At 63.5% G+C, this 26946-nt stretch carries 23 protein-coding genes; 12 read left to right on the top strand and 11 right to left on the bottom strand.

Going from position 1 to position 26946, the window contains the following annotated elements:
- Positions 1-459: 459 nt before the first annotated feature.
- Positions 460-1269 carry a DUF3108 domain-containing protein gene (locus ACSHT2_RS22670; protein WP_440642905.1) on the bottom strand — a complete coding sequence of 270 codons (810 nt, stop codon included), beginning with the start codon at positions 1267-1269 and terminating at the stop codon, positions 460-462.
- Between the two features lie 526 nt (positions 1270-1795).
- Here ACSHT2_RS22670 and rpmB point away from each other — a divergent pair.
- From rpmB to ACSHT2_RS22640, 6 genes are all read left to right on the top strand, one after another.
- A complete protein-coding gene (gene rpmB, locus ACSHT2_RS22665) occupies positions 1796-2104 on the top strand; it encodes a 50S ribosomal protein L28 (protein WP_440636630.1) in 309 nt (102 codons plus the stop codon).
- A 141-nt stretch (positions 2105-2245) separates the two neighbouring features.
- Entirely contained in the window at positions 2246-3082 is an 837-nt protein-coding gene (locus ACSHT2_RS22660; RefSeq protein ID WP_440636629.1) for a Hachiman antiphage defense system protein HamA, read from the top strand.
- Positions 3069-6479, top strand: a complete 3411-nt coding sequence (locus ACSHT2_RS22655; protein WP_440636628.1) for a DEAD/DEAH box helicase — start codon at positions 3069-3071, stop codon at positions 6477-6479. The genes ACSHT2_RS22660 and ACSHT2_RS22655 overlap by 14 nt, the downstream gene beginning before the upstream one ends.
- Positions 6480-6553: 74 nt before the next feature.
- Positions 6554-7921: a DUF2235 domain-containing protein gene (locus ACSHT2_RS22650; RefSeq protein WP_440636627.1), complete on the top strand. Its 1368-nt coding sequence runs from the start codon at positions 6554-6556 to the stop codon at positions 7919-7921.
- 191 nt (positions 7922-8112) lie between these two features.
- Positions 8113-8577, top strand: a complete 465-nt coding sequence (locus ACSHT2_RS22645) for a cupin domain-containing protein (RefSeq protein WP_440636626.1) — start codon at positions 8113-8115, stop codon at positions 8575-8577.
- Between the two features lie 841 nt (positions 8578-9418).
- The gene (locus ACSHT2_RS22640; RefSeq protein WP_440636625.1) at positions 9419-9664 is read left to right on the top strand and encodes a PilZ domain-containing protein; all 246 of its coding nucleotides are present in this window, start codon (positions 9419-9421) and stop codon (positions 9662-9664) included.
- 246 nt (positions 9665-9910) lie between these two features.
- Here ACSHT2_RS22640 and ACSHT2_RS22635 read toward each other — a convergent pair whose 3' ends face one another.
- From ACSHT2_RS22635 to cobS, 5 genes are all read right to left on the bottom strand, one after another.
- On the bottom strand, positions 9911-10318 hold the full coding sequence (locus ACSHT2_RS22635; RefSeq protein WP_440636623.1) for a hypothetical protein: 408 nt from the start codon (positions 10316-10318) through the stop codon (positions 9911-9913).
- A gap of 260 nt (positions 10319-10578) precedes the next feature.
- Entirely contained in the window at positions 10579-11691 is a 1113-nt protein-coding gene (locus tag ACSHT2_RS22630; RefSeq protein ID WP_440636621.1) for an NADH:flavin oxidoreductase/NADH oxidase, read from the bottom strand.
- A gap of 190 nt (positions 11692-11881) precedes the next feature.
- The gene (locus ACSHT2_RS22625; RefSeq protein ID WP_440636619.1) at positions 11882-12967 is read right to left on the bottom strand and encodes an esterase-like activity of phytase family protein; all 1086 of its coding nucleotides are present in this window, start codon (positions 12965-12967) and stop codon (positions 11882-11884) included.
- Positions 12964-14868: a cobaltochelatase subunit CobT gene (gene cobT, locus ACSHT2_RS22620; protein ID WP_440636618.1), complete on the bottom strand. Its 1905-nt coding sequence runs from the start codon at positions 14866-14868 to the stop codon at positions 12964-12966. Before cobT ends, ACSHT2_RS22625 begins: the two co-directional genes overlap by 4 nt.
- A gap of 188 nt (positions 14869-15056) precedes the next feature.
- Entirely contained in the window at positions 15057-16055 is a 999-nt protein-coding gene (cobS, locus tag ACSHT2_RS22615; RefSeq protein ID WP_239620211.1) for a cobaltochelatase subunit CobS, read from the bottom strand.
- A gap of 298 nt (positions 16056-16353) precedes the next feature.
- On the opposite strand from cobS, the gene ACSHT2_RS22610 reads away from it, so the two are divergent.
- Positions 16354-17016, top strand: coding sequence for a DedA family protein (locus tag ACSHT2_RS22610; protein WP_440636617.1), 663 nt, complete (start codon positions 16354-16356; stop codon positions 17014-17016).
- A 171-nt stretch (positions 17017-17187) separates the two neighbouring features.
- On the opposite strand, the gene ACSHT2_RS22605 is transcribed toward ACSHT2_RS22610, so the two are convergent.
- Positions 17188-18402: a citrate synthase family protein gene (locus ACSHT2_RS22605; RefSeq protein ID WP_319335974.1), complete on the bottom strand. Its 1215-nt coding sequence runs from the start codon at positions 18400-18402 to the stop codon at positions 17188-17190.
- A 72-nt stretch (positions 18403-18474) separates the two neighbouring features.
- On the opposite strand from ACSHT2_RS22605, the gene ACSHT2_RS22600 reads away from it, so the two are divergent.
- The gene (locus tag ACSHT2_RS22600) at positions 18475-19569 is read left to right on the top strand and encodes a citrate synthase/methylcitrate synthase (protein WP_440636615.1); all 1095 of its coding nucleotides are present in this window, start codon (positions 18475-18477) and stop codon (positions 19567-19569) included.
- 449 nt (positions 19570-20018) lie between these two features.
- Here the strand turns inward: ACSHT2_RS22600 and ACSHT2_RS22595 are convergent, their stop codons facing one another.
- On the bottom strand, positions 20019-20651 hold the full coding sequence (locus tag ACSHT2_RS22595; RefSeq protein ID WP_319335981.1) for a J domain-containing protein: 633 nt from the start codon (positions 20649-20651) through the stop codon (positions 20019-20021).
- A 127-nt stretch (positions 20652-20778) separates the two neighbouring features.
- On the opposite strand from ACSHT2_RS22595, the gene ACSHT2_RS22590 reads away from it, so the two are divergent.
- A complete protein-coding gene (locus ACSHT2_RS22590) occupies positions 20779-21048 on the top strand; it encodes a BolA family protein (protein WP_440642904.1) in 270 nt (89 codons plus the stop codon).
- A gap of 43 nt (positions 21049-21091) precedes the next feature.
- On the opposite strand, the gene ACSHT2_RS22585 is transcribed toward ACSHT2_RS22590, so the two are convergent.
- The 3 genes from ACSHT2_RS22585 to ACSHT2_RS22575 all read right to left on the bottom strand — a co-directional run bounded on the left by ACSHT2_RS22585 (position 21092) and on the right by ACSHT2_RS22575 (position 24274).
- Positions 21092-22444, bottom strand: coding sequence for a hemolysin family protein (locus ACSHT2_RS22585; protein ID WP_319335984.1), 1353 nt, complete (start codon positions 22442-22444; stop codon positions 21092-21094).
- A 67-nt stretch (positions 22445-22511) separates the two neighbouring features.
- A complete protein-coding gene (gene aroB / locus ACSHT2_RS22580; protein WP_440636614.1) occupies positions 22512-23654 on the bottom strand; it encodes a 3-dehydroquinate synthase in 1143 nt (380 codons plus the stop codon).
- On the bottom strand, positions 23651-24274 hold the full coding sequence (locus ACSHT2_RS22575; RefSeq protein ID WP_440636613.1) for a shikimate kinase: 624 nt from the start codon (positions 24272-24274) through the stop codon (positions 23651-23653). Before ACSHT2_RS22575 ends, aroB begins: the two co-directional genes overlap by 4 nt.
- A gap of 172 nt (positions 24275-24446) precedes the next feature.
- On the opposite strand from ACSHT2_RS22575, the gene ACSHT2_RS22570 reads away from it, so the two are divergent.
- The 3 genes from ACSHT2_RS22570 to ACSHT2_RS22560 all read left to right on the top strand — a co-directional run bounded on the left by ACSHT2_RS22570 (position 24447) and on the right by ACSHT2_RS22560 (position 26790).
- Positions 24447-24593 carry a histidine kinase gene (locus tag ACSHT2_RS22570; protein WP_440636612.1) on the top strand — a complete coding sequence of 49 codons (147 nt, stop codon included), beginning with the start codon at positions 24447-24449 and terminating at the stop codon, positions 24591-24593.
- A 17-nt stretch (positions 24594-24610) separates the two neighbouring features.
- Positions 24611-25570, top strand: coding sequence for a site-specific tyrosine recombinase XerD (gene xerD, locus ACSHT2_RS22565; RefSeq protein ID WP_440636611.1), 960 nt, complete (start codon positions 24611-24613; stop codon positions 25568-25570).
- Between the two features lie 257 nt (positions 25571-25827).
- The gene (locus tag ACSHT2_RS22560) at positions 25828-26790 is read left to right on the top strand and encodes an acetyl-CoA carboxylase carboxyltransferase subunit alpha (protein ID WP_440636610.1); all 963 of its coding nucleotides are present in this window, start codon (positions 25828-25830) and stop codon (positions 26788-26790) included.
- Positions 26791-26946 lie beyond the last annotated feature (156 nt).

Here is a 26946-nt window from a genome sequence, read left to right as displayed (position 1 = left end):
CTGGTTGTGCACTAGATGGAGGTTCGGGCCGCCGCACAAGCGGCCGTATCAGTTAAAGCTGGGGATGGCGCGGAGTCGAATCAGAATCGGGAAGGAGTCAAATGGATTCCCGTTGTCTCGCTCTGCCGTCATGCCCGGGCTCGTCCCGGGCATCCACGTTCTCGGCCCGGCGCAGCAAGGACGTGGATGGCCGGGACAAGCCCGGCCATGACGCAGGTGCTGGGGCCGGACGCTTTTCTTCGCGAAAACAACCCCATGCACAGTAGGGAAGTCATTGATTTTGCGAAGATTCCCTTACCCTCCCCTGGAGGGGGAGGGTCAGCGCACAGGGAGCGCAGCGACATGGGCGACGGGGTGGGGTGATCTCTCCATTCGGGCAGTCTCCGTGCGGAGACATCACCCCACCCCGCTCGCGCTGCGCGCGATCGACCCTCCCCCTCCAGGGGAGGGTTAAGAGCTCTACTGCGTCTTGGCGACCCGGGGCGGCTGGGCTGAAGTGATGAAGCTGGTGGCTTCCAGCATGGCAGGCCCGAGCGGCGTCGGCACTTTCAGCCGGAACGGGACCAGGATGCGCGTGCCGGCGACGGGGGCGAAGGCGATCTCGATGTTGCGCTGGGCGGCGAGGTATTTGATCACGGGACGATCGGGGATGTAGCCCGCGACAGGCACGAAATAGAGCGAGCACACGACGACCGGGCCCTTGTACCCCTTCTCCGCCTTCACGGTCTCCATGCGCTTGAAATCGAGCTTGAGGTCGTAGCGCATGCGGCCGTCGAATATGGGCGCGGAGTTGTGGCAGGCCTCCGGCGAGACGGGATCGCCGGTGCCGGGCACGCGCAGCAGCGAGGCCGTCATGGGGTCCCAGACGCCGCGGCGATGCGCCTCGGTGACGACGATGCGATCGGGATCGACCGGGGGCTCCGGCAGGATCGCGAAATCCTTCACATTGCCCTTGTCGAGGGTGATGCGGATCTCTTCGGTCTTCTTCTGGGTGGTGGTGGAAGCCTGGTAGCCGGTCGCCACCAGCGCGCCGTTGACGACGCGCCCCTGGCTCGCGCCGCTGCCGGAGCCGCCCGTGAACGACTTCAGCAGCCCGGTGGTGCCGCCCGCAGCCGCGGCCGCGAACACGTCGTCCTGGATGTCGATGTTCCAGGCGCCCTTGCCGACGGGAATGCCTGATAGCGAGGCCTCATATTGCGCCTCGAGCTTGCCCTGCGCCGCGGCCGGCACCGCGCCCCACGCCAGGGCCAGGCCGCACAGCGCCGCCAGCCAGCCGCCAAGGCGCGGGCGGGCCGAGCGCAGGTTCTGCGCAAAATAGGACGTTGCAGTCACGAAACAATCCAATCGGGGCGCGATGCGCTGTTACTTAAACCAAAAACCGCAGCAAACAATGTGTCTGGACGTATCCCGCCCGGAACTCCCCCTGATATTTCGGGGGCGAATACGCCCTTTATGTGATGGTAAGACGCGCTAAACACTGCCGTTTTGGTGATCGGGAGGTAACCGCGGGCTCCCACCTCTCGCGGCCCCCTCAGCTGTCATGCCCCGGCTTGACCGGGGCATCCAGTACGCCGCGGCCCTCGCCTCCAGCCGCACCGTCGCGGAATACTGGATCGCCCGGCCAAGCCGGGCGATGACACCTGTTGCGGGGTACGAATCCACGCCCAAAAACTTGACGTCCCGCCCCTTCCCCCCTATACGTCCGCCCGCTCCCTGCAAGGACAGAGAATTTGCCCCCGTGGCGCCCCGAATGGCGGCCGCAGATCGTTGGGGGTTCAGGATAAGGATTTTTGCCATGTCTCGCCGCTGCGAACTGACGGCCAAGGGCCCCCTCGTCGGCCACAAGGTCAGCCACTCCAACATCAAGACCAAGCGCCGCTTCCTGCCGAACCTCGTCAACGTGACGTTCATCTCGGAAGCGCTGGGCCGCAACGTGCGCCTGCGCGTCTCCACCAACGCGGTCAAGAGCGTCGACCACAATGGCGGCCTCGACCCCTTCCTGCTCAAGGCCAACGCCGACAACCTGTCGCCGCGCGCCCTCGAGCTGAAGCGCGCCATCCAGAAGAAGGTCGGCGACACGCAGCCGGCGAAGCAGGCGAGCTGAGATTTTCGGAAATTGGGCGGGGGCTAGGTTGCGTCGCGTGGCGTAGGCTTAGCCGAGTAGAGTTTGTGTAGCGGCCGGATCGGAAGATCCGGCCGTTTTTGTTTTTTTGCTCGCGAAAGAGGCTCTTCTTCCAAGTCAGCCTTGACAGAGATTCTGCTCGTTGCCAGTCTTCACTTTTCAACTCTTAATAGAAGCGAACATATGCCGCTTTTCGCGGAATGGTGCGAGTTCGAGTCAACTGTCTCAGAGAAGAAGCGCTTATTGCAACTCCGCGAAAAAGTCGGTGGGCGCGACGCCATTGCGAGCATCCTCGCGTCAGTTATGCGATCGCACTACGACGACGTCACCCGGATAGCACAAGACGTGTCTGAACTCGGCTATAGCCAGGCGGCGGCGTTACTTTCTGAGCGCATGCCCCGATCGGCGACAGCAAGGTCCGGCGAACTCGGCGAAATACTCGCAACCGAGCTAGTCGAGGAGAAGCTCGGATATCGAGTCCCCGTACGACGGCTTCGATACAAAGACGGGCGAGAAATGGCGTTACGAGGCGACGACTTTATCGGAATACAGAACAATTCCGATGAAGCGCTAAAATACGCGAAAGGTGAATCAAAGAGCCGCAAGACATTGGCTCAGGACGCCATCAATGATGCGCGCACAGTGCTAGCTCGCGATCATGGGCGACCGACACCAACCTCCATTTTATTCGTTGCCGATCGCTTGATGGATTTAGGAGGAGAAGAAGAGAAGCTTGGCCGCGCGATCCGCAATGAGGTGGCAACGAGGGCCGTGCCACCAGATCGTATTGAGCACGTCCTTTTCACAGTGTCAGGCAACGCCACTCCAAAAGCTTTATTGGATGACTTTGCAGCAGCCTCCGGTGATCGACCGCACGCCGTGATTCATCTTGAGGTCCCGGACCATCAAGATTTCATAAGAGCCTCATTTGAGAAGGCACTAAAATTTGGAAACGATTGAAGACCTGACCTCCTTCTTGCAGCAGATTGGCGCAGCGGGGCTTCGCGGTCGCTTAAGGGAACGTGGCGAGTCTCGCGCCCTTATTCGCCAGAATGGCCTCCTACCGGAAGGAGCGCCTCCCTTCTCAACAACGCTCGACGTTGATTTGACCGAAGTTGCATTTTCTGCCCTTCGGGGAGCATTTGCCCTAAGAGAGGCGAACGGCAATTCCGAGATGTGGCGCAACGGATTTGCACTCGCCGGCAACGCCTTCGAAGCCTTGGTCCAAAACGGGCCGCCTGAGGATTCTGCCCGAGGATTCAACCGAGTAATGGGCGCTGGCGCCTACCACCTTGCCGGCTATTCAGCACTGGCATTCTCATTGATGTCCCAAGCTGGAAGCGCCGCAAATCTCGCACCAGCTGAAGAAGCTATCGTCTTTCTGCTTATGCGCAATCTGGATGCACTCTCTCAAAAGGCGAAGACCTGGCTTCGCGACACGGCGAATTCAGATACTGAGATATCAAGACGCATTGAAGCTGAAGAACTCGATCCTGACGACGCGATCACCATAATTGCCACCACCACAATATTTCGCGCCTTTGCGTTCTTTCACTTTGCTCTTCAAACAGGTGAACCGGACTTAGTGGACCACGCCCGATCTTATCTGAGTCGCGTCATATCTCTGACAAAAGCCGCAAATGCTGTATCGATGTGGTGGATCAGCCGCCTTGCCCTTAATCTAATCGATGATCTATGGAATAGCAGCTTGCACGTTACCTTGCCGAAGGAAGGCCCTCCTGCGGCGGAGTCATATGCACAACTGCGTGGGCTGTTTATTTCTGAACTATTTGCGCGAAAAGTATCTGAAGTCGAGCTGTGGCCGTCTCAAACAGCAGCGGCTCAACGATCTACAAACCCTGCTGACGATTTAGTAGTTGCACTACCAACGAGCGCCGGGAAAACCCGAATCGCAGAAATTGCAAGTCTAGTAGCGTTGGCTCAGGGAAAGCGTGTGCTTCTCGTTACACCTCTTAGAGCTCTTTCAGCTCAGACTGAACGCTCATTTCGTCGAACGTTTGCACCGCTCAACTTTAGAATATCGTCGCTTTATGGGGCCGGAGGCCTTGCAGGCGCGGATGAGGATGCTCTTCGTTCGTACGACATAGTGATTGCCACTCCAGAGAAGCTTGACTTTGCTCTACGAAACGATCCCGACGTGATCAATGACGTTGGGCTTGTCGTCTTAGACGAAGGCCATCTCATCGGGCCTAACGAGCGTGAAATCCGGTACGAGAATCTCGTTCAGCGACTACTGCGCCGCTCCGATAGTGCTACACGACGAATGGTTTGCCTCTCAGCCATCTTGCCTGAGGGCGAACAACTGAACGATCTCACTTCTTGGATTCGGTCTGACGAACCAGGCGAACCAATCCAATCGAAATGGAGACCTACACGCCAAAAGTTCGGCACACTCTCGTGGAGCTCGAATCTTCGCTCAGCGAAGTTGAGCTTCAACTTGGAGAAAGACGGGCCATACATTCAACATTTCATTCGCCAAATTCCGGCGATTAAGCCTCGGAAGGCGCCGTTTCCGAGGGACAATAAGGAGCTTACGCTGGCCGCAGCGTGGAAATTTTCTGAACTAGGCAAGCGAACGCTGATCTTTTGCACGCAGAGAGACCATGTCGAGAGTTACGCTGACACCGTTGCAGATCTAAGCAGGCGCCGATTCCTAAGATCCCTTCTTGCGGATCCTTCTAAGATCGATAGAGCGCTCGAGGTTGGGCGAGAATGGTTAGGAGAAACGCACCCGGCTGTTCTGTGCCTACCGCTAGGAGTCGCGATACATCACGCTCGACTACCAAGTCCGTTTCTTCGCGAGATAGAAGCACTACTAGCAAGCGGCGTTCTGGAGGTTATCATCGCTTCTCCGACCCTAGCGCAAGGTCTCAACTTGAGTGCTGCGGTACTCCTTATTCCGAATCTCTACAGGGCTGGCCAGCTTCTTACGGGCGAAGAATTCGCGAATGTTGCGGGGCGCGCAGGGAGAGCATTTGTTGATCTTGATGGACTGGTTCTCCACGTCATGTTCAAACCTGAGCAATGGCGTTTCAACATTTGGGCCGGCCTTGTGAATTCGGCACGAGCACGCGTACTATCGAGCGGGATCATTACGGTTGTAAATGAGATCATGCGGAGACTTGCGCGTACCGGAGTTTTCGCACGTGAAGATGCAATGGAATACTTGGCGAACTCGCAAAACGCCTGGTTTCCGGGAGACTGGCCCGAAGACACCGAAACGATGGTCAGTCTCGTCGAAAGACTTGATGCAACTGTATTAGGGTTGATTGAAGCTCTCGACACAGACAGCGCAAATCTGCCTGCCCTCTTGGACGCAGCGTTGACAGGCTCTCTCTGGGCTCGCCAAGTTGCCCGACTTTCAACCGAATCCAAAGGGCACCAACTTTGGATTATGACGGCGCGCGCTCGTCTCATCTGGACCAAGTCAACTGCAGCACAAAGACGCGCTCAATTCGCGATGGGAGTTGGCCTTGAATCTGGACTAGCCCTCGATGCAATAGCGACCGAGGTTACTGGTTTCTTAGATTCGGCAGATGCAGCCGCAATGCAAGGAGAGCCATCTGCGCTGGGAACTGTGCTTGTATCTATGGCGGAGAAATTCTTTCGAATAAGGCCCTTCATTCCCGAGGTCGAGCTACCATCCAATTGGCGCGATATATTGAAATCGTGGATTCGGGGCGATGACGTCGCTGCGATTGGTCTTGCGAATATGCGCGTTGTCGAAGAGGCATTTATTTATCGACTTACTTGGGCAATGGAGGCGATTCGTATGAGGCGTCGGGCTGAGGGAGGCGCCTCGGAATACGTTGAAGGAAGCGCGGCAGCATGTGTCGAGGCCGGTCTCCCGAGAAGTATGATGGCGATGTTGATAAGGGCAGGCTTACCTTCTCGGGTCGCCGCGAAGCTCGCTATCGACCAGACGCAACCAATTTTCACAAATCTAGCAGAAATGAATCAATGGCTATCCTCGAACGAAATGACGGCTCTGTCAGAGGACCCCAAATTTCCCTCCGAAGAGACTGCTTCGTTGTGGCGCGTCTTCCGGGAGAATGCCTTGGCAACGCCAATTCAGCGTTGGAGCGTACAAAGCTGGCAACTCAGCACAACCCTATTGCCTTGGGTGAATACTGCTCTGCCGGCGCGTATTGACGTAGACGAATCATCCGGAGTGGTCTCCATTGTTACGCCCGACTATCAGAATATCTTGCAGATAAAGCAGCGCCTAGAGGATCCGAAGCCATCTTTGTTTCGTGTTGATTTCGCCACGGACGGAAAATCGGCCACAATCAATCGCATGGGTCGCGCAACCGGCCGCTGGCGCGAGCAGACATAGCTCTCTTGAAAATATCTTCTCTCGATCATTCTCCGCTATACTCGCCCCGGTAGCATCACCCGGAGGCGCATCCGATGGATCACACAGCCACCACCGACCGCAAGCCCGAGCCGAAACACCTCGTCATCTGCTGTGACGGCACCGGCAACGAGATCAGCGAGAACATCTCCAACGTCCTGAAGCTCTATCGCTGCCTGCGCAAGACCGAGAAAACGTCGCCGCGGCAGATGGTGTATTACGATCCCGGGGTCGGCACGGTGACGGAGCCTTCGACGTGGCATCGCTTCAAGGCCAACGTCAACATGGTGCTGGGGCTCGCCACCGGCTACGGGCTCGATGACAACGTGCTCAGCGCCTATTGCTTCCTGGTTCAGCATTATGCGCCCGGCGACAGGATCTACCTGTTCGGCTTCTCGCGCGGGGCCTACACCGTGCGGGTGCTGGCGGGGCTCATTCATAAGATCGGCCTGATCTCGCCGGAGCAGGCGAACCTCGGCGGCAGCGGCCTCGTCGCCTACAAGCAATATTCCGGCACCGGGCGCGGCAACGCGATCGAAGACGTCGAGGGCATCGCGACCGACGAGAGCGGGCCGCTGCCGAAGGACACATTCGACCTCGCCGCGCAGTTCGCGCGCATCACCTCGACGCGCTGGCCGACCATCCACTTCATCGGCGTCTGGGACACGGTGGCGAGCGTGATCGTGCCGCGGCGCGACAATTTCTTCTTCCTGTTCAGCCTGGAGGAGCTCGCCTTCACGCTGCGCAACCCCAGCGTCAGGATCTTCCGGCAGGCGATCGCGATCGACGAGCGGCGCTGCATGTTCCGCCTGAAGCAATACCGCGACCCGCAGGACTATTGGAGCAACCGCTACGTGCCCGACGAGAAGAAGGTGCCGCAGGACATTCTGCAGGTGTGGTTCGCCGGCGTGCATTGCGACGTCGGCGGCGGCTATCCGGAGGTCGAGAGCGGCGAGTCGAAATACCCGCTGATCTGGATGATCGAGGAGGCCGCGAAGGCCGGGCTGAACTTCAACCCGCGCACGGTGAACCAGCTCGCCTGGGGCATCCAGCGCAAGAACTCGCCGTTCCACTATGTCGCGCCGGCCTACACCGGCAAGACGGGCCAATTGCACGATTCGATGACGCCGGCCTGGCGCGTGCTGGAGTATCTGCCGAAGAACGCCAAGTACAGGGAATGGCCGGAGCGGAAGGTCTATTTCGGCTTCTACATCCCCGATTGCGAGCCGCGCGTCATCCCCGAAGGCGCGCATGTGCATGAGAGCGTGCTGAAGCGGATGGCGGTGGAGCCGGACTACCAGCCGGTGAACCTGCCGAAGGATTACGTGACGGTGCCGATGCCGGTGGGGCCGGGGCATGCGGAGGCAACGGGGCAGATGGAGGGCGCGGCTTCGCCGTCGCTTGGAGAGCCGAAGACGAGCTAGGGCGCGGACTCGTCAACGTCAGCTTACCGAGGCACTGCGGAAGTTTTGCACCTTGGATGTGACGGCGACTTGTGACCCCAAAGCGGACATTTTCCCTCGGCTCCTTTGATCTCTCGCAATGGGTACGCCGCAAAGCCCTGCTATCAACGCACTCAGTTCGCGCATCACCGTGCTTAAAAATGGAGGCTTAGATGGCGATTGATGACATTGGTCCGAAGCCGCAATCGTTCAACATTGAAACCGCGACGAAGGAAAACACAGATTATCGCTCCGTCGCTTGGAGCGGGCGCTATCTACAAGTGACTCTGATGTCGATCCCCGTCGGCGGGGATATTGGCCTTGAAGCACATCCAGAGACGGATCAGTTTCTGCGCCTCGATGCCGGCCGTGGCCGGGTGCAGATGGGAGCCGCGAAAGACAAACTGACGTTTGAAAAGGAAGTCTCCGACGGTTGGTGCGTGCTTGTTCCGGCGGGGACGTGGCACAATATCACAAATGTAGGTGCCACTCCGATGCAGGTCTATGCGATCTATGCGCCCGCCCATCACAAGCCCGGCAAGGTGCAGGCGACGGCGGCGGCCGCTGAAGCAGACAAAGACGACGAACCGGCGACTTGGTCGGTGCAGCCAAAACACGCGCCTGATCAACACGGGTGACGGGCTCACGTCGACCCAGGTCAAAACCACCGTCTCTATAAGCATCTTAGAATTTAATTAGTTCAATCTGCTTCGACGCCACGCTCGAAAGACGCTTCGCCTTCCATTTCCAGAGGAGCAAGAAATTGGAATTATCGTATTTCTGCTTATTCTGATTTTCCTTTTTGGTGGCGGTGGCTTCTACGCTGGTCCTCCATACCATTATTTCGGCGGGGGCCTGAGCCTGATACTGTTGATCGTCCTTTTGGTCATGCTGTTCAGGCGCTGACACCGGACGCGCTGAATGCCGATACCCATAGCGCCGTCATCCTCACAAGGAAGACTCGCGCCTTAATTCAGCGTGACTCTCCATGCCCAAAAAGTCCCCCCGCCCGATGAGCGAATGGCTGCCGCCGAAAACAAAATGAGGGCCGCTTGAGTTGAGGTCCTTTGCTTTGAATGTCGCCTTCTGGCCCATTGCGGACCTGAGGTGAGGTGCGCGACGCGACGCTATCAGCGGCACAGCAGACCTCATGAAAATGCCGCGCAAGTGATGAGACCGCGCGCCCCAGTTCGCTCGTGGCGCAATGCGACATGGAATGGGTGACGTCTCTCGCGTTGAGCACTGCCCCTGCCGAGACATCCCCCCACTCGCGCTGCGCGCGATCCACCCACGAGCGAGCTTCGCTCCTCGTCTCGGACCCCTCCAGGGGAGGGTAGGCACCCCCGCTCCCGCCGCTTTCTGCCTTCGCCGGCACTTTTCGTTAAAATTCTCCTGCCGGCCTTAGCTGCTTCGCATCAACTCCCCGGCATCATCGTCGCCCGAACCCGCCGCTAGATGCGGAATTGGAGGAGAGTGCCAATGCATCCGCGCCGCCATGTCCGCGTCAAGCCCGCAGGGCTGGTGTCGCGGCAAGCCAAGATCATCACCGACCCGCGCGCGCCGGTGATCCCCTGCACGCTGATCGACTATTCGCCCGGCGGGGCCTGCGTCGATCTCGGCGGCCAGGTGAAGATCCCCGATCGCTTCGAGCTCCTGCACGTCAACACCAAGAAGCGCTGCCGCGTCGCCTGGAAGCGCGGCACACGCGTGGGCGTGGTGTTCTAGAATACGCTCGCCTTGGCTGAATGGTCTTCGCCGAGCATTCCGCTCTGCTCCCTCCCCCCTTGTGGGGGAGGGTTGGGGAGGGGGGTGACCCAGCAAAAGGTGTTTGTCGCGTAAGAGCAGCGGCAACAGAGTCTCGCTCAACCCGATAGAGCTTGCCGTGTGGCTCCCCCCTCCCTAGCCCTCCCCCACAAGGGGGGAGGGAACGCAGTGTGCTCGCGGCGAGATCTCTCGAACGGCAAACAAGTCCTACTTCCGCATCCTCGCCTTGGCGCCCGCGACGATCTGCATGACGACGCCGGCGACCCAGCCGGCAAAGACGAGCCAGGTCCAGAGCATGTGCGGATCGATCCGCAGCACGATGACGACGACGGAGACGAAGGAGGTGAGCGTGGCGAACAGCGTGCCGGCGGCGCTCATGAATTCGGCGGCGTCGATCTGGCTGTGCGCATCGTCGAACGGCATCTGCGGCGTGTCGATGCCGAGATAGAAGCCGATGCCGCCGAGCAGCATCATCAGCATCAGGAAGCCCTGCGTGGTGAGCACGGGAATGGCCGATCCGACATAGGCGCCGACGAACAATCCGCACGCCGCGCCGGCCATCGCAAGGCCGACGCGCTCGAAGATGTGAGCCGCTTTGCGGACAGGATAACGCATGGGCGGCCCTCCATTGCCTCGACTGCGCGGAAGGTTAAGCCAGTTTCGGGGGGCGTGGAAGCTCAGGGGAGTTACGGAGGGATTTGGGGGGTGGCCTTGATTCCACCTCTGTCATGGCCGGGCTCGTCCCGGCCATCCACGTTCATCTCGCGGCATGAAGAACGTGGATGCCCGGGACGAGCCCGGGCATGACGACCTCTTCAATGTCGCCTGCCGCAGCGGAGCCGCGACGAGCTTCGCTCGCGCTGGAGAGGAAGACGTCACCGCGCGCCGAACGTGGTCTTGCCGAACAGCGCTTTCTGCGTCGAGGGCTGCGAGCGCCAATATTGCGGGGGCGCTTCGACCTCGCCGCCGAGCTCGGCGGCGGCGTGCCAGGGCCAGCGCGGGTCGTAGAGCATGCCGCGGGCGAGCGCGACCATGTCGGCCTTGCCCGATGCGACGATCTCTTCCGCGAGCCTTGCTTCCGTGATCAGGCCGACGGCGATGGTGGGCAGGCCGGTCTCGCGCTTGATGGCGTCCGCGAACTGCACCTGATAGCCGGGGCCGAGCGCGATCTTCTGCAGCGGCGAGACGCCGCCGGAGGAGGCATCGATCCAGTCGACGCCGCGCGTCTTCAGCGCGCGCGCAAATTCTATCGTCTGCGCCAGGTCCCAGCCGCCCTCGACCCAGTCGGTCGACGACACCCGCATGCCGACCGGCTTGTCGGCGGGGAATGCGGCACGCACCGCGTCGAACACTTCCAGCGGATAGCGCATGCGGTTCTCGAGGCTGCCGCCATATTCGTCGGTGCGCCTGTTCGAGATCGGCGACAGGAATTGATGCAGGAGATAGCCGTGCGCGCCGTGGACCTCGATCGCGTCGATGCCGAGCCGCGCGGCGCGCTTCGTTGAATCGACGAAGGCCTCGCGAATGCGCTTCAGGCCCGAAGCATCCAGCGCCAGCGGGGCGGCCTCGCCCTCCTTGTGCGGCACCGCGCTCGGGCCCACGGTCTGCCAGCCGCCGTCGCTGACCGGAATCAGCTGGCCGCCGTCCCAGGGCCGCGCGCTCGAGGCCTTGCGGCCGGCATGGGCGAGCTGCATCGCGATCGCGGTGGAGGAATGCTTGCGCACCGAATGGAGGATCGGCTTCAGCGCGGCCTCGCAGGCATCGCTGTAGAGCCCGAGGCAGCCCGGCGTGATGCGGCCGATCGCCTCCACATGGGTCGCCTCGATGCAGAACATCGCCGCGCCCGACAGGCTGAGATTATTGATGTGGGTGAAGTGCCAGTCGGAGGCGACGCCGTCGTCGGCCGAATACTGGCACATCGGCGACACCACGATGCGGTTCTTCAACGTCAGGCCGCGCAGCTTGATCGGGGAAAACAGGACGCTCATGCGGGGAGTTCCGGGAGATGGAGGGCGATGCGGGGAGTGTAGTGGGAGACGCGCGGATTGCTAGGCGCACGGGGGAATGGCGGGTAGCCCCGGCGTGCATTTCCGCAATCATTTGCCCGCAAGGTCGCGCACCGCCCCTGCCGTCATCCCGGGGCGCGCGAAGCGCGAGCCCCGGGACGACAGCAAAGGGCTACTCCGCCAGCGTGAATTGCAGCAGCAGGGTGCGCTGGAGCATCGAGAAATTGTCGTCGGAGATCAGCGTCAGCACGGTCTCGCCGTCGGCGGTGATGTGGGCGTCGATGCCTTCCATGTTGTCGATCTCGTGGCCGAGATCGGCGGCGAACAGCGCAGGGCCATCGACCAGCGCGCCCGGTGCGATCGACTTCAGGGGGATCGAGCGGATGCGGATGTTGACGCCGGTGAACCAGGAGAATTTGCGTTCGAGGATGAGCAGCTCGCCCGAGGGCAGCAGCACGGCATCGCTGATGTCGTAGGTCTCGGTGCGCCGCACGCTGAACTGGCCGGGCGTGGGGCCGCCGATCAGGAAGGCGACGAGATTGCCGCTAGCATCCAGCCCGCGCTCGGAGAAGGCGATCAGGGTGCCCGCGAGCGGCTGGCCCTGACCCTGGCCTTTGGGCACGACGACCATCGCCTCGAGCCCCTTGTTGTAGGGCAGCTTGCGCAACGCCGGCGGCACGCTGATCACCTCGCCGCGGGCGCGCGTGCCGCCCTTGGCAAAATCGTAGCGCAGGATCTGGTTGACGCGCTCGAGCCCGACATAGACGAGGTTGCCGTCGCGCGCGAGCGATTCCGAATCCCACCAGAGGCGCTTTTCCGTGATCGGCCGCCCCTCGGCGCCGAGCAGCGGCGCAGCCTCGACGTCCGCAAGGCCCGTCATCTCGCGGCCGGCATAGCGGATGGAGCCGGTGAACCAGCCGCCCTGGTCGGAGATTGCGAGGAAGCGCTCGCCCTTGCCGTCGAGGAAGCGGAGGCCGGACAGGCCGCCGAAGCCGCGATAGGGCGAGGTCAGCACCAGGCCGCTGCGATATTCCAGCGAGCCGAAGCGCGTGCGTGAGCGGTCGCGCGGCTCGAAATTGGGAATGGGACGCGCGTTGACCTCGACGCTGACAGGCGCGGCGACGGCGTGCTCGACCTGAAGCGGGCGCGGTGGCGGCTCGGCCGCGGCTTGCGCCAGCGCGAGGCGGGAGACTGCGAGAGTGGAGAATCCCGCCGCAGCGTGCCTGAGAAAGCTGCGGCGGGATGAACGCGTGCTCACGAATGCAATTTGCGTCGCGGGCGACCGGGTGCTTGCGTGGGCGCCGTGTTGGTCTCGCTGAAGAGCTCGGCGAGCTTCTCGGTGATGGCGCCGCCGAGCTCCTCGGCGTCCACGATCGTCACCGCGCGGCGATAGTAGCGCGTCACGTCATGGCCGATGCCGATCGCGATCAGCTCGACCGGCGAGCGGGTCTCGATCTCCTCGATGATGTAGCGCAGATGCCGCTCGAGATAGTTGCCGGGATTGACCGACAGCGTGGAATCGTCGACCGGCGCGCCGTCCGAGATCATCATCAGGATCTTGCGCTGCTCGGGCCGGCCGAGCAGACGCTTGTGCGCCCAGTCCAGCGCCTCGCCGTCGATGTTCTCCTTCAGGAGCCCCTCGCGCATCATCAGGCCGAGGTTCTTTCGCGCACGCCGCCAGGGAGCATCCGCCGACTTGTAGATGATGTGGCGGAGATCGTTGAGGCGGCCGGGATTGGCCGGCTTGCCGGCGGCAAGCCAGGCCTCGCGCGATTGCCCGCCCTTCCAGGCGCGCGTGGTGAAGCCGAGGATCTCGACCTTGACGCCGCAGCGCTCCAGCGTGCGCGCGAGAATGTCGGCGCAGGTCGCCGCGACCGTGATCGGGCGTCCGCGCATCGAGCCGGAATTGTCGAGCAGCAGCGTCACCACGGTGTCGCGGAACGTCGCCTCCTTCTCGTGCATGAAGGACAGCGGGTGATAGGGATCGGTGACGACGCGCGACAGACGCGCGGGGTCGAGGACGCCCTCTTCGAGGTCGAACTCCCAGGCGCGGTTCTGCTGCGCCATCAGCTTGCGCTGCAGCCGGTTGGCGAGGCGGGCGACGATGCCTTGCAGATGCGCGAGCTGCTTGTCGAGAAAGGCGCGCAGGCGCTCCAGCTCGTCATGGTCGCAGAGGTCCTCGGCGGCGATCACCTCGTCGAACTTCGGCGCGAAGGCGTGATATTCCGGCCCGCGCGGCTCGTTCTTGCCGTGCGCGTTCGGACGCGTCGCCTCGCCGGGCGTCTCGTCGTCGCCGAGCTCGCCGTCCTCGAACGTATCCGAGGTCGAGGCCTGCGCGCTTTCCATCGCGCTCTCGCTCATCTCCTCTGAGCTCGCCTGCGCCTGGTCGGCGCTCATCTCCTGCGCCGCGTCGGAATCGGGCGAGCCTTCGGCGCCGGACTGGTCGTTGTCGCCGTCCCGGTTCTCGTCGTTCTCGTCATTGTCTTCGCTGTCGGCGTTGCGCTCGTCGCCGAGCTCGAGCGCCGACAACAGATCGTGCACGGCATCGCCGAACCTGGTCTGGTCCTCGACCACACCGTCGAGCCGGTCGAGCCGCTTGCCGATCTTGTCTTCGAGAATCGGTCGCCAGAGATCGACCATCTTCTTCGCCGCCGCCGGCGGTGCGAGGCCGGTCAGGCGCTCGCGTACCAGCATCGCCAGCGCATCGGCGAGCGGCGCATCGGCGCGGTCGGTGATCTCGTCGAACTTGCCGCGATGGAAGTGGTCGTCGAGCATCGCGGTGAGGTTCTTGGCAACGCCGGCCATACGGCGCGCGCCGATCGCCTCGACGCGAGCCTGCTCCACCGCCTCGAACACGCCGCGCGCCTGCGGATTGCCGGGCATCAGCTTGCGATGAACCTTGGGATCGTGACAGGCGAGCTTGAGCGCGATGGAATCGGCGTGGCCGCGCACGACCGCGGCATCGCGCTTGGTCATTTTGCGCGCCGGCTCGGGCAGCCGCGCCTTGCCCGGCGCAAGCCCGGGCCGCTCGGCCGCGAAGCTGACGTCGAGCTCCGGCGTCTTGGCGATCGCCTTGAGGCAGGAGGCAACCGAGCGCTTGAACGGCTCGGTCGGCGCTTCCTTGTTGCTGCGGAATTTGGAGTTGGAGGTGGTGCTCATCTCGATCTCACCGTCGGCCCGAACTCAACTGGATCCGTCGTCCCCGCGAACGCGGGGACCCATAACCACAAGCCGTCGTTTGGCGAGCGGTGGGAATTGCTGGCTCGCGCCACAACGCCGGCCTGGGATTGTGGGTCCCGGATCGGCGCTCACTGCGTTCGCTGGTCCGGGACGACATCGTGGCTGGATCAGCTCAGCGCCACGTTCACCGCCGATTCCGGCAGCTCCGCGTTGAAGCAGCGCTGGTAGAATTCGGCGACCAGCGGGCGTTCGAGCTCGTCGCACTTGTTGAGGAAGGTGACCCGGAAAGAAAAACCGATATCGCCGAAGATGTCGGCGTTCTCGGCCCAGGTGATCACCGTGCGCGGGCTCATCACCGTCGACAGGTCGCCGTTGGCGAAGGCGTTGCGGGTCAGGTCGGCGAGGCGCACCATCTTGTTGACGATGTCGCGGCCTTCCTGGGTGCGATAGTGCTTGGCCTTGGCCAGCACGATCTCCACTTCCTCGTCATGGCTGAGATAGTTCAGCGTGGTGACGATGGACCAGCGGTCCATCTGGCCCTGGTTGATCTGCTGGGTGCCGTGATAGAGGCCCGAGGTATCGCCGAGGCCGACGGTGTTGGCGGTGGCGAACAGGCGGAACGCCGGATGCGGCTTGATCACCTTGTTCTGGTCCAGCAGCGTCAGGCGTCCGGAGACTTCCAGCACGCGCTGGATCACGAACATCACGTCCGGGCGGCCGGCGTCGTATTCGTCGAACACCAGCGCGACGTTGTGCTGCAGCGCCCAGGGCAGGATGCCGTCGCGGAATTCGGTGACCTGCTTGCCGTCGCGGACCACGATCGAGTCCTTGCCGACGAGGTCGATACGGCTGATATGGCTGTCGAGGTTGACGCGCACGCAGGGCCAGTTCAGGCGCGCGGCGACCTGCTCGATATGGGTGGATTTGCCGGTGCCGTGATAGCCGGTCACCATCACGCGGCGGTTGCGGGCGAAGCCCGCGAGAATGGCGAGCGTGGTGGCACGGTCGAAGCGGTAATCGGCGTCGACTTCGGGTACGTGAGGATCGACTTCGGAATAGGCCGGGACTTCGAGATCGCTGTCGATCCCGAACACCTGGCGAACCGACACTTTCATGTCGGGCAGACCGGAAACTTCCTCAACTTTGGACAGGGCGGCGGTCGTCATCAATCCTCCGAGGTCCCGGGCGGTCCCGAAACCGGTTATTCGCACGTTGGCTGCGGCTGGGTGCTGGAAAGCAACCTATCAGAGACGAGGGACGGGCAGAAGCCCGCCCTCCAATCAAAGTTCCATTGTCTTTTCATTTAGATAGGCAAGAAACGCAGTTTTTGGAGGGCTGCCTTGCGAATCACGCTCGAATTTCGGGCGGGGTAACGCCTCTGCCTGCCCAAATGGCACTTTTGCCGCACGTGCTTACCTAGGTAGGGTCTGAACTCCAAATGCTCCAGCCCGCCACAGAGACGACGTGACGTCCTTCCTCGATCCCCTCATCTCCTTCGTCTCGGCCCATGCATGGCTGGGCTATCTGATCCTGTTCCTGGCGGCGCTGCTCGAAGCCGTTCCGGTGGTGGGATCGGTGATCCCCGGTTCGACCATCATCCTGGCGCTGAGCGCCCTGGTCCCGGGCGGCGAACTCAAGCTGCAATGGGTGCTGCTGGCGGCCGCGCTCGGCGCCGTGCTCGGCGACGGTTCGGCCTACTGGATCGGGCACCGGCGCCAGCGCGAGATCCTCAACACCTGGCCGCTGACCAACTACCCCCGCGTGGTCGCCGAGAGCGAGAATTTCTTCCACCGCTTCGGCACCTGGGCCGTGTTCTTCGCCCGCTTCGTGCCGCCGGTCCGCGCCTTCGTCCCCGTGACCGCCGGTGCACTCGGCATGGCGCCCGCGAAATTCTACGCGGTGAACATCCCGGCGATCCTGGCCTGGGCGCCCGCGCATGTGCTGCCCGGCGTGCTGGCAGTGTCGGCCCTGCATGAATATGCCGGGCTGCATCATCATGAGCATGTCGGCAAGCACATCTGGATCTTGACCGTGGTCGGGGTCGCGATCGTGGGGGGCGCGGCGGTGTGGCTCATCCGCCGCCGGAATGGTAGCGGCAGCGCGGGAGCAAAGCCGCGAGCGCAGTAAGCGCCACATCACAGGTGTCGTCCCTGCGAACGCAGGGATCCATAACCCCAGGGAGCGGTTTGGCGAAGACTTGTCGTTCGGTACTCCTGCCGATCGCGATCGATAGATCACGCGGTATGGGTCCCTGCGTTCGCAGGGACGACAGCGAAGGACGACGCGCTCGCAGTAGCTCTAACTGGCCACCCTCCGCCCCGGCGCCGGCCCGACATACCGCGCCCGCGGGCGGATCAACTTGCCGAACTGCAATTGCTCGCTGGCGTGCGCGATCCAGCCGACGCTGCGCGCCATGGCGAACAGAGCGAGCTCGCTGCCCGCTGGCAGGCGCAGCGCGTGCACGAGGACTGCGAGCGCATAGTCGATGTTGACGAATTCGCCGGTTGCTTCCGCGATGCGCTCGGGCACCTCGCGGGTGAATTTGCGCGGCGCGCCGGCGCGCGACAGTGCGTTCAGCAGCGATCGCGCGCGGGGATCGCCGCGCTTGTAGACGCCATGGCCGAAGCCGGCAAAACGCTCGCCGAGCGCGACGCGCTCGCGCACCATCGGCTCGACGTCGCGGTCGACCAGCGCTTTCACGAGCTGCGAGGCCAGCACGCCGGCCCCGCCATGCTTCGGCCCTTTCAACGCGGCGAGCCCGGCGATGACCGAGTCGTAGAGATTGAGGCCGGTCGAGGCCGCGCAGCGCGCGGTGAAGGTCGAGGCGTTCAGCTCGTGGTCGGCGAGCAGAACCAGCGCGCGGCGGATCAGGTCGGGCGCATGCTTGTTGTCGGGCGCCCAGGCCTTGGCGATCTGCTGATGCAGCGGCTCGGCTGACGGCTCGGCGTTGAGCATGGTCGCAACGAGCAGGCGGACGATGCGCGCGCCGACCATGGCGCGGCCATCGGGCGCACGGGTGAAGGCGCGGGGATCGGCACTCGCGGCCAGCGCCAGCACGGCGATGGCGCGATCGATCGGCGCCGCCCGACGCGCGGCCGCTGCGATCGTGCGCATCTCCTCGGATATCTCCGGCTGGTTGTCCGGATCGAACGGATCGACACCGGAGACGTCCCAGAGCAGCGTCGCCGTGTGCTCCAGCGTGTCGCTCTCGGAAAGATCGACGCAATTGACGCCGCGATAGATCGCGCCCTCCTCGGTGATGGTCGAGATCTCCGTGTCCATCACCGGCAGGTCGGCATCGAAGCTGCGCAGCCCGCGCGGCTCCGGCGACGGTACGCGGCGCTCCTTCAGCGCCCGGACATCCTCTGCACGGTAGCGGTTCTTGCGCGAATCCGGCGTCGGCTCGGAGCGGATCAGGCCGCGGCTGACATAGGCGTAGAGGGTGGCCGGGGAGACCGCGAGCTCGGCGGCGGCTTCCCTGGCAGAGAGGTATAGCCCATCGGAATTTTTCATATTGATTTACGTAATCAAGATTGATCAATCTGTCGAGAGGCCCGACCTTCCTGCTGTGAAAGGAGACAGGCCATGAACATCCACCTCACCAAGAGCCAGATCGGGCTCGACGGCGTCCCCGCGGCCGAGACCGTGCTGAGCCATGTCGATGGCGAGCGCGGCGAGCTGATCATCGCGGGCGAGCATGTCGGCAGCCTCGCCGCCAAATCGAGCTTCGAGGGCGTTACCGCCCGGCTCTGGAACGGCGCCAGCAAGACCAGCCTGAGCGAAGCCAATGTGCGGGCAAGCCTCGGCACGGCGCGCGAGTGCGCCTTCGCACGACTGGACGAGCTTTTGCCGGCGACACGCGGCATGAGCATCGTCGACGGGTTTCGCGCAGCCGTTGCCGGACTTCGCGCCGAGCACGGGCTCGAACACGAAGCGACCATCGTCGGCGCGTTTCCGGTGATTGCAGGCGCACTGGTCCGCCGCGCCAAGGGGCTCGAGCCGGTCGCGCCCGATCCCGGCGTGAGCCACGCCGCCGACACGCTGCGCATGCTGCATGGGCGCGCGCCTGCAACGCGCGAGGTCACCGCGCTCGATGCGTATCTCGTCACCGTTTGCGACCACGGCATGAATGCCTCGACCTTCACGACGCGTGTGGTGGCCTCGACGCAGGCCGACCTGTTCGCCGCCGTGACCGCAGGCTATTGCGCGCTCACCGGTCCCCTGCATGGCGGCGCACCGGAGCCGGTGCTCGAGATGCTGGATGCGATCGGTTCGCGTGAGCGGATCAAGCCGTGGGTCGACGCGGCGCTGGCGCGCGGCGAGCGGATGATGGGCTTCGGTCACCGCGTCTATCGCGTGCGCGACCCGCGCGCCGACGTCTTGAAGACCGCGATCGAGGCGCTGGCTTCCAACGGCGCCGACCTGCCCTTCGCCGGCGAGGTCGAAGCCTATATCCGCGCAGCGCTGCGCAAGAAGAATCCGGAGCGGCCGCTGGAGACGAATGTGGAGTTCTTCACTGCGATCCTGCTCGACGCGCTCGCGATTCCAAGGCAGGCCTTCACGCCGATCTTCGCGGTGGCACGCGCCGCGGGGTGGACCGCACACGCGCGCGAGCAGCAGCGGACGGGACGGCTGATCCGGCCGAGTTCGTCGTATGTGGGGGCGATGCCTGCGGATTGATCTCGAGCGGACATCGGCTTGCCGAGTTTGTGTTTTTGTCGAGCTTTCGCGCGCATGCGAAGGGCTCAGCAGACAATCCGGAACGAAAACGTCCGTCGCGCATTCATGCTTGCCCCAATGGATGTCTTCAGGGGCAAGCAAGAAAAAGGAATGGTAATGAAGAAGCTCTCCTACGCCCTCGCTGCCGGAACGCTGTTCGCCCTGTCGTCACTCGCAATGCCAGCCCATGCGCTGCCGGCGCATCCCATCCCAAACGCTTCAGTGCCGGGGGACGTCGTGAACGCACGCTATCATTACGTTCCGCGAAGGGTCTGTACGGTACGCACCGTGGTCACGCGCGGCTATCATGGACGCCGCGTCGTCAAGCGCGTCCGTGTCTGTCGGGTGAGGTGACGTTGATGGTGCCGTCCGCTTCCGGGCGGACGGCATCCAATACAGGCGCGGTGGCCCTACGCCTCCCGCACCACCGTCTTCAGATAATTGTACGCCTTGATGATCTCGATCAGGCGGTCTTCGGTGGAGCGGTCGCCGCCATTGGCATCGGGGTGGTGCTGCTTCACCAGCGCCTTGTACTTGGTCTTGACGTCGGCGAGCGTCGCATCGGGACCGAGGCCCATGACCTGGAGCGCCTTGCGCTCGGCGTTCATCACCTTGCGCGTCTCGGCCTTCGGCTGGGCGTCCGGGCCCTTCCGCCAGTTCGCGCGGCCGTTGATCTCGCTGAACATGCTGAACGGGTCGGAGGCCATATCGATTTCGGCCTCCGCGCCCTTCTTGCCGCCATTGGCGCCCATCTTCCAGGTCGGACGGTGGCCGGTCAGCGCATCCTTCTGGTAGCGCGCGACCGCGTCGGCGTTCATGCCCGAGAAGAAATTGTAGTTCTGGTTGTACTCGCGCACATGGTCCAGGCAGAAGTGCCAGTACTCGCGCTGGTTCTCGCGTCCCTTCGGCGCCCGGTGCGAGCCCTTGTTGGCGCAGCCCGCCCATTCGCAAGCGACCACGGTGTCGCGCGGCTTCACTTCCGGCTGCTTGCCCCGCGGCTTGACGCGAATGGAGTCGAAGAACTTTGATGAATCGATCGGCATGGCTGACTATGACTACGCAATGCAAAAACCTTCAAGTCTTGACATTGCAATTCGCTGAGCACCCGGTCGCAGTTAGCTTGGACTTCCGGGTATTGACGGGGTGCGATCACCCACCTTAATGGCACACATGGCTATGAAAGACACTATCAGCAACAAGTTGCAGGAAGCTTTCACGCCCGAAAGCCTGCAAGTCGTCGACGAGTCACATTTGCATGAGGGGCACGCCGGCCATCAGCCGGGCGGCGAGACGCACTTTCGCGTTCATATCGTGTCTGCCGCCTTCAAAGGGAAGAGCCGGGTCGACCGACATCGCATGATAAATTCGGCGCTCGCCGCGGAACTCGCCGGCGGCGTGCATGCGCTCGCAATCCAGGCGCAGGCGCCGGGGGAAGGTTAGCCCCGTCATTCCGGGGCGATGCGGGGCGGCAACGTCAGCAGTACTAGAACGATTTCCCTGCCCTTCTCGGCTTTGCCCCTTCCAGCTCGGCCTCGCGCGGCACCGGCGAAATACGGAGCGCGGTGATGCGGTTGCGCTCGCGGCGGAGGACGCGGAAGCGGAAGCCGTGAAACGTGAAGCTCTGGCCGCGATCGGGGATCGAGCGCGCCTCGTGAATGACGAGGCCGGCGACCGTGGTTGCCTCTTCGTCGGGCAGATGCCAGTCCATGACGCGGTTCAGGTCGCGGATCGGCACCGAGCCGTCGACCACGACGGAGCCGTCGGGCTGGCGGCGCACGCCGGCGACCACCACGTCATGCTCGTCGGAGATATCGCCGACGATCTCCTCCAAAATGTCTTCCAGCGTCACGAGGCCTTCAACCTCGCCATACTCGTCGACGACGAGCGCGAAATGGGTCTTGCGACGGCGGAACGCCTTGAGCTGTTGGGATATCGGCCGCATTTCCGGCACGAACCAGGGCGGCAGCATGATGGTGGTGACGTCGATGCGCGAGGTATCGCCCTCCGCCGCGCGGATGGCCCGCAACAGATCCTTGGCGTGCAGAATGCCGATGATGTTCTCCGACTTCTCGCGCCACAGCGGAATGCGGGTGTATTCGGTGGCCAGCACCTCCCGCACCAGCTCCTCCGGCGGCAGGTCGGCATTGATCATCACCATGGCGGTGCGGTGAACCATCACGTCGGACACCGTCAGCTCGCCGAGGCGGAAGACATTGTGAATATACTCGGCCTCGCCGCTCTCGATCTTGCCGTGCACGGCCGATTCCTCGACCAGGCCCTCGATCTCGGAATCCGTCAGGATTTCGTGCTGCGAAAACTCCTGGACCCCGATCAGACGCAGGATCGCGCTCGAGGCCGCGTTGAGGCACCAGCTCAGCGGATAGAACACCAGGTAGGAGACATGAAGCGGATACACGATCCACTGCGACACCGGCATCGGCTCCCGGATCGCAAGCGTTTTCGGCACCTGCTCGCCGATGATGATGTGCAGTGAGGAGAAAACCAGGAAACCCGCCACGAACGAGGTGAAGTGCAGCGTCGCCTCCGGCAATCCGAGCGGATCGAGGATCGGACTCAGCAGCGCAGACACGGTCGGCTCACCGATCCAGCCAAGACCGAGGGAAGCCATGGTAATGCCGAGCTGGCAGCAGGCGAGATAGGATTCGATATTGCCCATCATCGTCTGCAGCAGGCGAGCGCCGAAGCGATTTTGCTCGACCATGGCCTTGACGCGAAAGCCGCGGCTCTTCACCAGCGCAAATTCCGCAGCCACGTAAAACGCGTTGGCGGCGAGCAAGAGGACCGCAAGCAGAAGATTGATCGAGATCGAACTCATGTTTGCCTCGCGACGGCCTCGGCATTCCCCGCCGTTTCGCGCGCGGCCGATCTGAACGGTCCCGCCATCACTGCGACAGTTTCGACTGCAGGAAATCGCGCACCAGCGTCGGCTCGACGTCCTTGGCGATCACCGCGCGTCCCACGGCCTCCAGCAGGATGAAGGTGAGCTTGCCGCGCTTGACCTTCTTGTCCTGTGCCATCAGCGCCATCAGCGCATCGGCATCGGCAAGTCCCTCCTGCGCGAAACCGGCGATGTCCTGCAAGCGCGTCGGCAGGCCGGCTTCAATCAGGTGCCGTTCGACGCGCGCCGCGTCCAGCTCGCCGATCATGCCGAGCCTGGCCGAGAACTGCGCCGCCAGCGTCATGCCGATCGCGACGCCCTCGCCGTGAAACAGGCGGTCGGAGAAGCCGGTCGCCGCTTCCAGCGCGTGACCGAAGGTGTGGCCGAGATTGAGCAGCGCGCGCTCGCCGGTCTCGCGCTCGTCGCGCGAGACGACGCCCGCCTTGGCGCGGCAAGAGGTCGCGATCGCGTGCTCGCGCGCCGAGCCGCCCTTGAAGATGTCGGAATGATTCTTCTCCAGCCAGGTGAAAAAGGCCTCGTCGCCGAGCACGCCGTATTTGGCGACCTCGGCATAGCCGGCGCGGAACTGGCGCGGCGACAACGTGTCGAGCACGGCGGTGTCGGCGATGACCAGCACCGGCTGGTGGAAGGCGCCGAGCAGATTCTTGCCCTGCGGCGAGTTGATGCCGGTCTTGCCGCCGACGGACGAATCGACCTGCGCGAGAAGCGAGGTCGGCACCTGCACGAAATCGACGCCGCGGCGCAGGATCGCCGCGGCAAAACCGGCGAGATCGCCGACCACGCCGCCGCCGAGTGCGATGACGAGATCGTTGCGCTCGATCTTCGCGGCGATCAGGGCTTCGCTGACTTTTTCGAGGCCCGCATATGTCTTGGAGATCTCGCCTTCCTCGACGACGATGCGCGAGGTCGGAATACCGCTGGCTGCGAGCGACGCCTCAGTGGGCTCGAGCCAGTATTTCGCGACGGTGCGGTCGGTGACGACAGCCGTACGTGCGCCGGGCCGCAAGGCTGCGACCCGTTCGCCAAGCGAAGACAGCACGCCGCGGCCGATGACGATGTCATAGGCGCGGTCGCCGAGAGCGACGTCGACCTTGACGGGTTCGGAATGTTTCAACGGCGCAGTCATCGTACGGCACTCGCAACGTCGGCAGGTGGTTGGGCGGCCTGTCCGCCGCAGAGATGGGCGTGCAGCGCCTCGATGCATTCCTCGACGATTCTGTCGTGCGGCACGTCGCGCGAGGCGATGGTGAGGTCGGCATTCGCATAGACCGGCTCGCGCTCGGTGAGAAGGCGCGTCACGGTTCCCTCGGGATCGGCGGTCTGGAGCAACGGACGGTCGGCACGGCGGCGCACGCGGCGCATGATGACGTCGTGGTCCGCCTTCAGCCAGACCGAGATGGCTTTCGCCGCGATGCGCGCGCGCGTCTCCTCGCGCATGAAGGCGCCGCCCCCGGTCGCCAGCACGATCGGCCCGCCCTCGAGCAGGCGCGCGATCACCCGGGCCTCCCCGTCACGGAAATGCGGCTCGCCGTGACACTCGAAAATTTCTGGTATGGTCATGCCGGCTGCCGCCTCGATCTCGGTATCGGCATCGACGAAGGGCAGCTTGAGGCGGGCCGCCATGCGCCGGCCGATGGTGGACTTGCCCACCCCCATCATGCCGACGAGCACGATCGAGCGCGCGCCGAGCGCCGACAGGATGTCGGCCTCAGGCGAAGCAGGAAGCGGCAACGCGGCGTCGGACATTGTCTCGCTCGATTGGATCTCGCTCGAACTGCCGCCGGATGCGGCATGCTTTGGCCACCTATACGACCCCATGGGAGCCCTCGCCAGAGGACTCTTGCCACGAAACGGCGAACATGTTGGATGATTTCATTGGTTAATTTGCCCGCCTGGACCCTTCTTCGAGATCTCGCCGATGCCCAGCCTGTTCCGCTTCCTGACGGTCGTCGCCGTGATTGCCGGCATCGTCTATGGCGTGGTCTTCGCGCTGGCGAACTTCGTCGATCCCAAGTCGCGGGAAATGACGGTGACGATCCCGCCGGATAGGTTTCTCAAGAAATAGGCGCTAGCCTCCGGGGCATGCGCACCAAGCCCTCAGACGCCAAGCTCATCGGCCTGTTCCTCGACATGCTCGCGGCGGAACAGGGCGCGGGCCCCAATACGCTCGACGCCTATCGCCGCGACCTCACCGATTTCTCGGAGTTCCTGGGCCGCGCCGGCCACAGTTTCGCGGATGTCGAGACGCAGACGCTGCGCGACTATCTCGCCGATCTCGACACCCGCGGTTTCAAATCCACCAGCGTCGCCCGCAGACTGTCGGCGATGCGACACCTCTACCGCTTCTTGCTCAACGAGCGCATCCGCGGTGACGATCCGGCCGCGATCCTGTCCGGCCCCAAGCGCGGCCGCGGGCTGCCGAAGGTGCTGTCGATCGCGGATGTCGACCGCATGCTCCGCTGCGCCAAGGAGTTGAGCGAGGCGGAAGATGCCTCGCCCTCCAGGCGGCTGCGCGCTTTAAGGCTCTATTGCCTGCTCGAGGTGCTCTATGCCACGGGCCTGCGCGTCTCCGAGCTGGTGGCGCTGCCGCGCTCGGCGGCCAAGCGCGACGCCCGCATGATCGTGGTGCGCGGCAAGGGCAACAAGGAACGGCTGGTGCCGCTCAACGAGGCCTCGCGGCAGGCGATGGCGGATTACCTCGCCGCGACGGAAGCCGCGAAGACCGAGAAGAAGAAAGACGACCTCGCCGCCTCGAAATGGCTGTTTCCCTCCTTTGGCGAGAGCGGACATCTGACGCGGCAGCATTTCGCCCGCGATTTGAAAGAGCTCGCGGTTGCCTCCGGCCTGCAGGCCCGGCTCGTCTCGCCGCACGTGCTGCGCCACGCCTTTGCCAGCCACCTGCTGCACAATGGTGCCGATTTGCGCATCGTGCAGACCCTGCTCGGCCACACCGACATCTCCACGACCCAGATCTACACCCATGTGGTCGAGGAGCGGCTGAAGAGCCTGGTGCGCGACCTGCACCCGCTGGCGGAGAAGTAAACAGGTCTCGTAGGCCGGATGAGCGCAGCGACATCCGGGATCGATGCCTGAGACACGACCTGCCCCGGATATCGCGGCGCTCATCCGGCGAAACCGCCTTGACTTCGGCCGCATCTCCGCAGAAAGAGCCGGGGCCTCACCGATTGATTTGGCTGGAGCCACACGAGCGCACAAGCCAAGCCATTGAAGACGCTACACTTCTTTCCGCGACCCTAACCTCGCTTCGCTCCAAGGCCCCGTCCCCCTATATTGAGTTGATGCAAGACCAGATGCGCAGCTATCTCGACTTCGAAAAGCCCGTCGCCGAGCTCGACTCCAAGGTCGATGAATTGCGGGCGCTCGCGGCGTCCGGCACCGACATCAGCGACGAGATCGGGCGGATCGAGGACAAGGCGGCGCAGGCGCTGGCCGACCTCTATCAGAACCTGACGCCGTGGCAGAAGACGCTGGTCGCGCGGCATCCGCAGCGGCCGCATTTCAACGACTTCATCAAGGGCCTGATCACCGAATTCACCCCACTCGCTGGCGACCGCAAGTTCGGCGAGGACGAGGCGCTGGTCGCCGGCTTCGGCCGCTTCCGCGGCGAGCCGATCTGCGTGATGGGCCAGGAGAAGGGCGATTCCACCGAGAGCCGGATCCGGCACAATTTCGGCATGGCGCGGCCGGAGGGCTATCGCAAATGCGTGCGGCTGATGGAGATGGCCGAGCGGTTCGGCCTGCCGGTGCTGTCGCTCGCCGATTCCGCGGGCGCCTATCCCGGCATCGGCGCCGAGGAGCGCGGCCAGGCCGAGGCAATCGCGCGCTCGACCGACGCCTGCCTGGCGCTGACCGTGCCGAACGTCGCCATCATCACCGGCGAGGGCATGTCGGGCGGCGCCATCGCCATCACCACCGCCAACAAGGTCCTGATGCTGGAGCACGCGATCTACAGCGTGATCTCGCCGGAGGCGGCGTCCTCCATCCTCTGGCGCGACGGCACCAAGGCGCAGGAAGCCGCCAACAACATGAAGATCACCGCCCAGGACATGCTCCGCTTCGGCGTGATCGACCAGATCCTGAAGGAGCCGGTCGGCGGCGCCCATCGCGACCCCGCCGCCATGATCGCCACCACCGGCGAAGCCATCGCCAGGGCCTTCGACGAGCTCCGGGACCTCGACGCCGAGGCCATCCGCAAGCAGCGGCGGCAGAAATTCCTCGATATCGGTCGGAAATTGAGCTGATTCGGGCTCGGTTTCGTGTCTCGGACGCGCTGCGGCGCCCTTGCGCTGCGGCGCAGAGCCGGGATCCAGTTGGCTCCGCAGTTCGCCTTCAGCGTGGGCCCCGGCTCAGCAGCGCACCGCCAAGGGGCGCTGCGCGGCGTCCGGGGCACGAGACAG

It is taken from the genome of Bradyrhizobium sp. PUT101 (assembly GCF_052043945.1).
In the GTDB taxonomy this organism is placed as follows: domain Bacteria; phylum Pseudomonadota; class Alphaproteobacteria; order Rhizobiales; family Xanthobacteraceae; genus Bradyrhizobium.
Note: the sequence above shows the minus strand (reverse complement) of the source record. Positions and strands in the feature narration are given on the sequence as shown.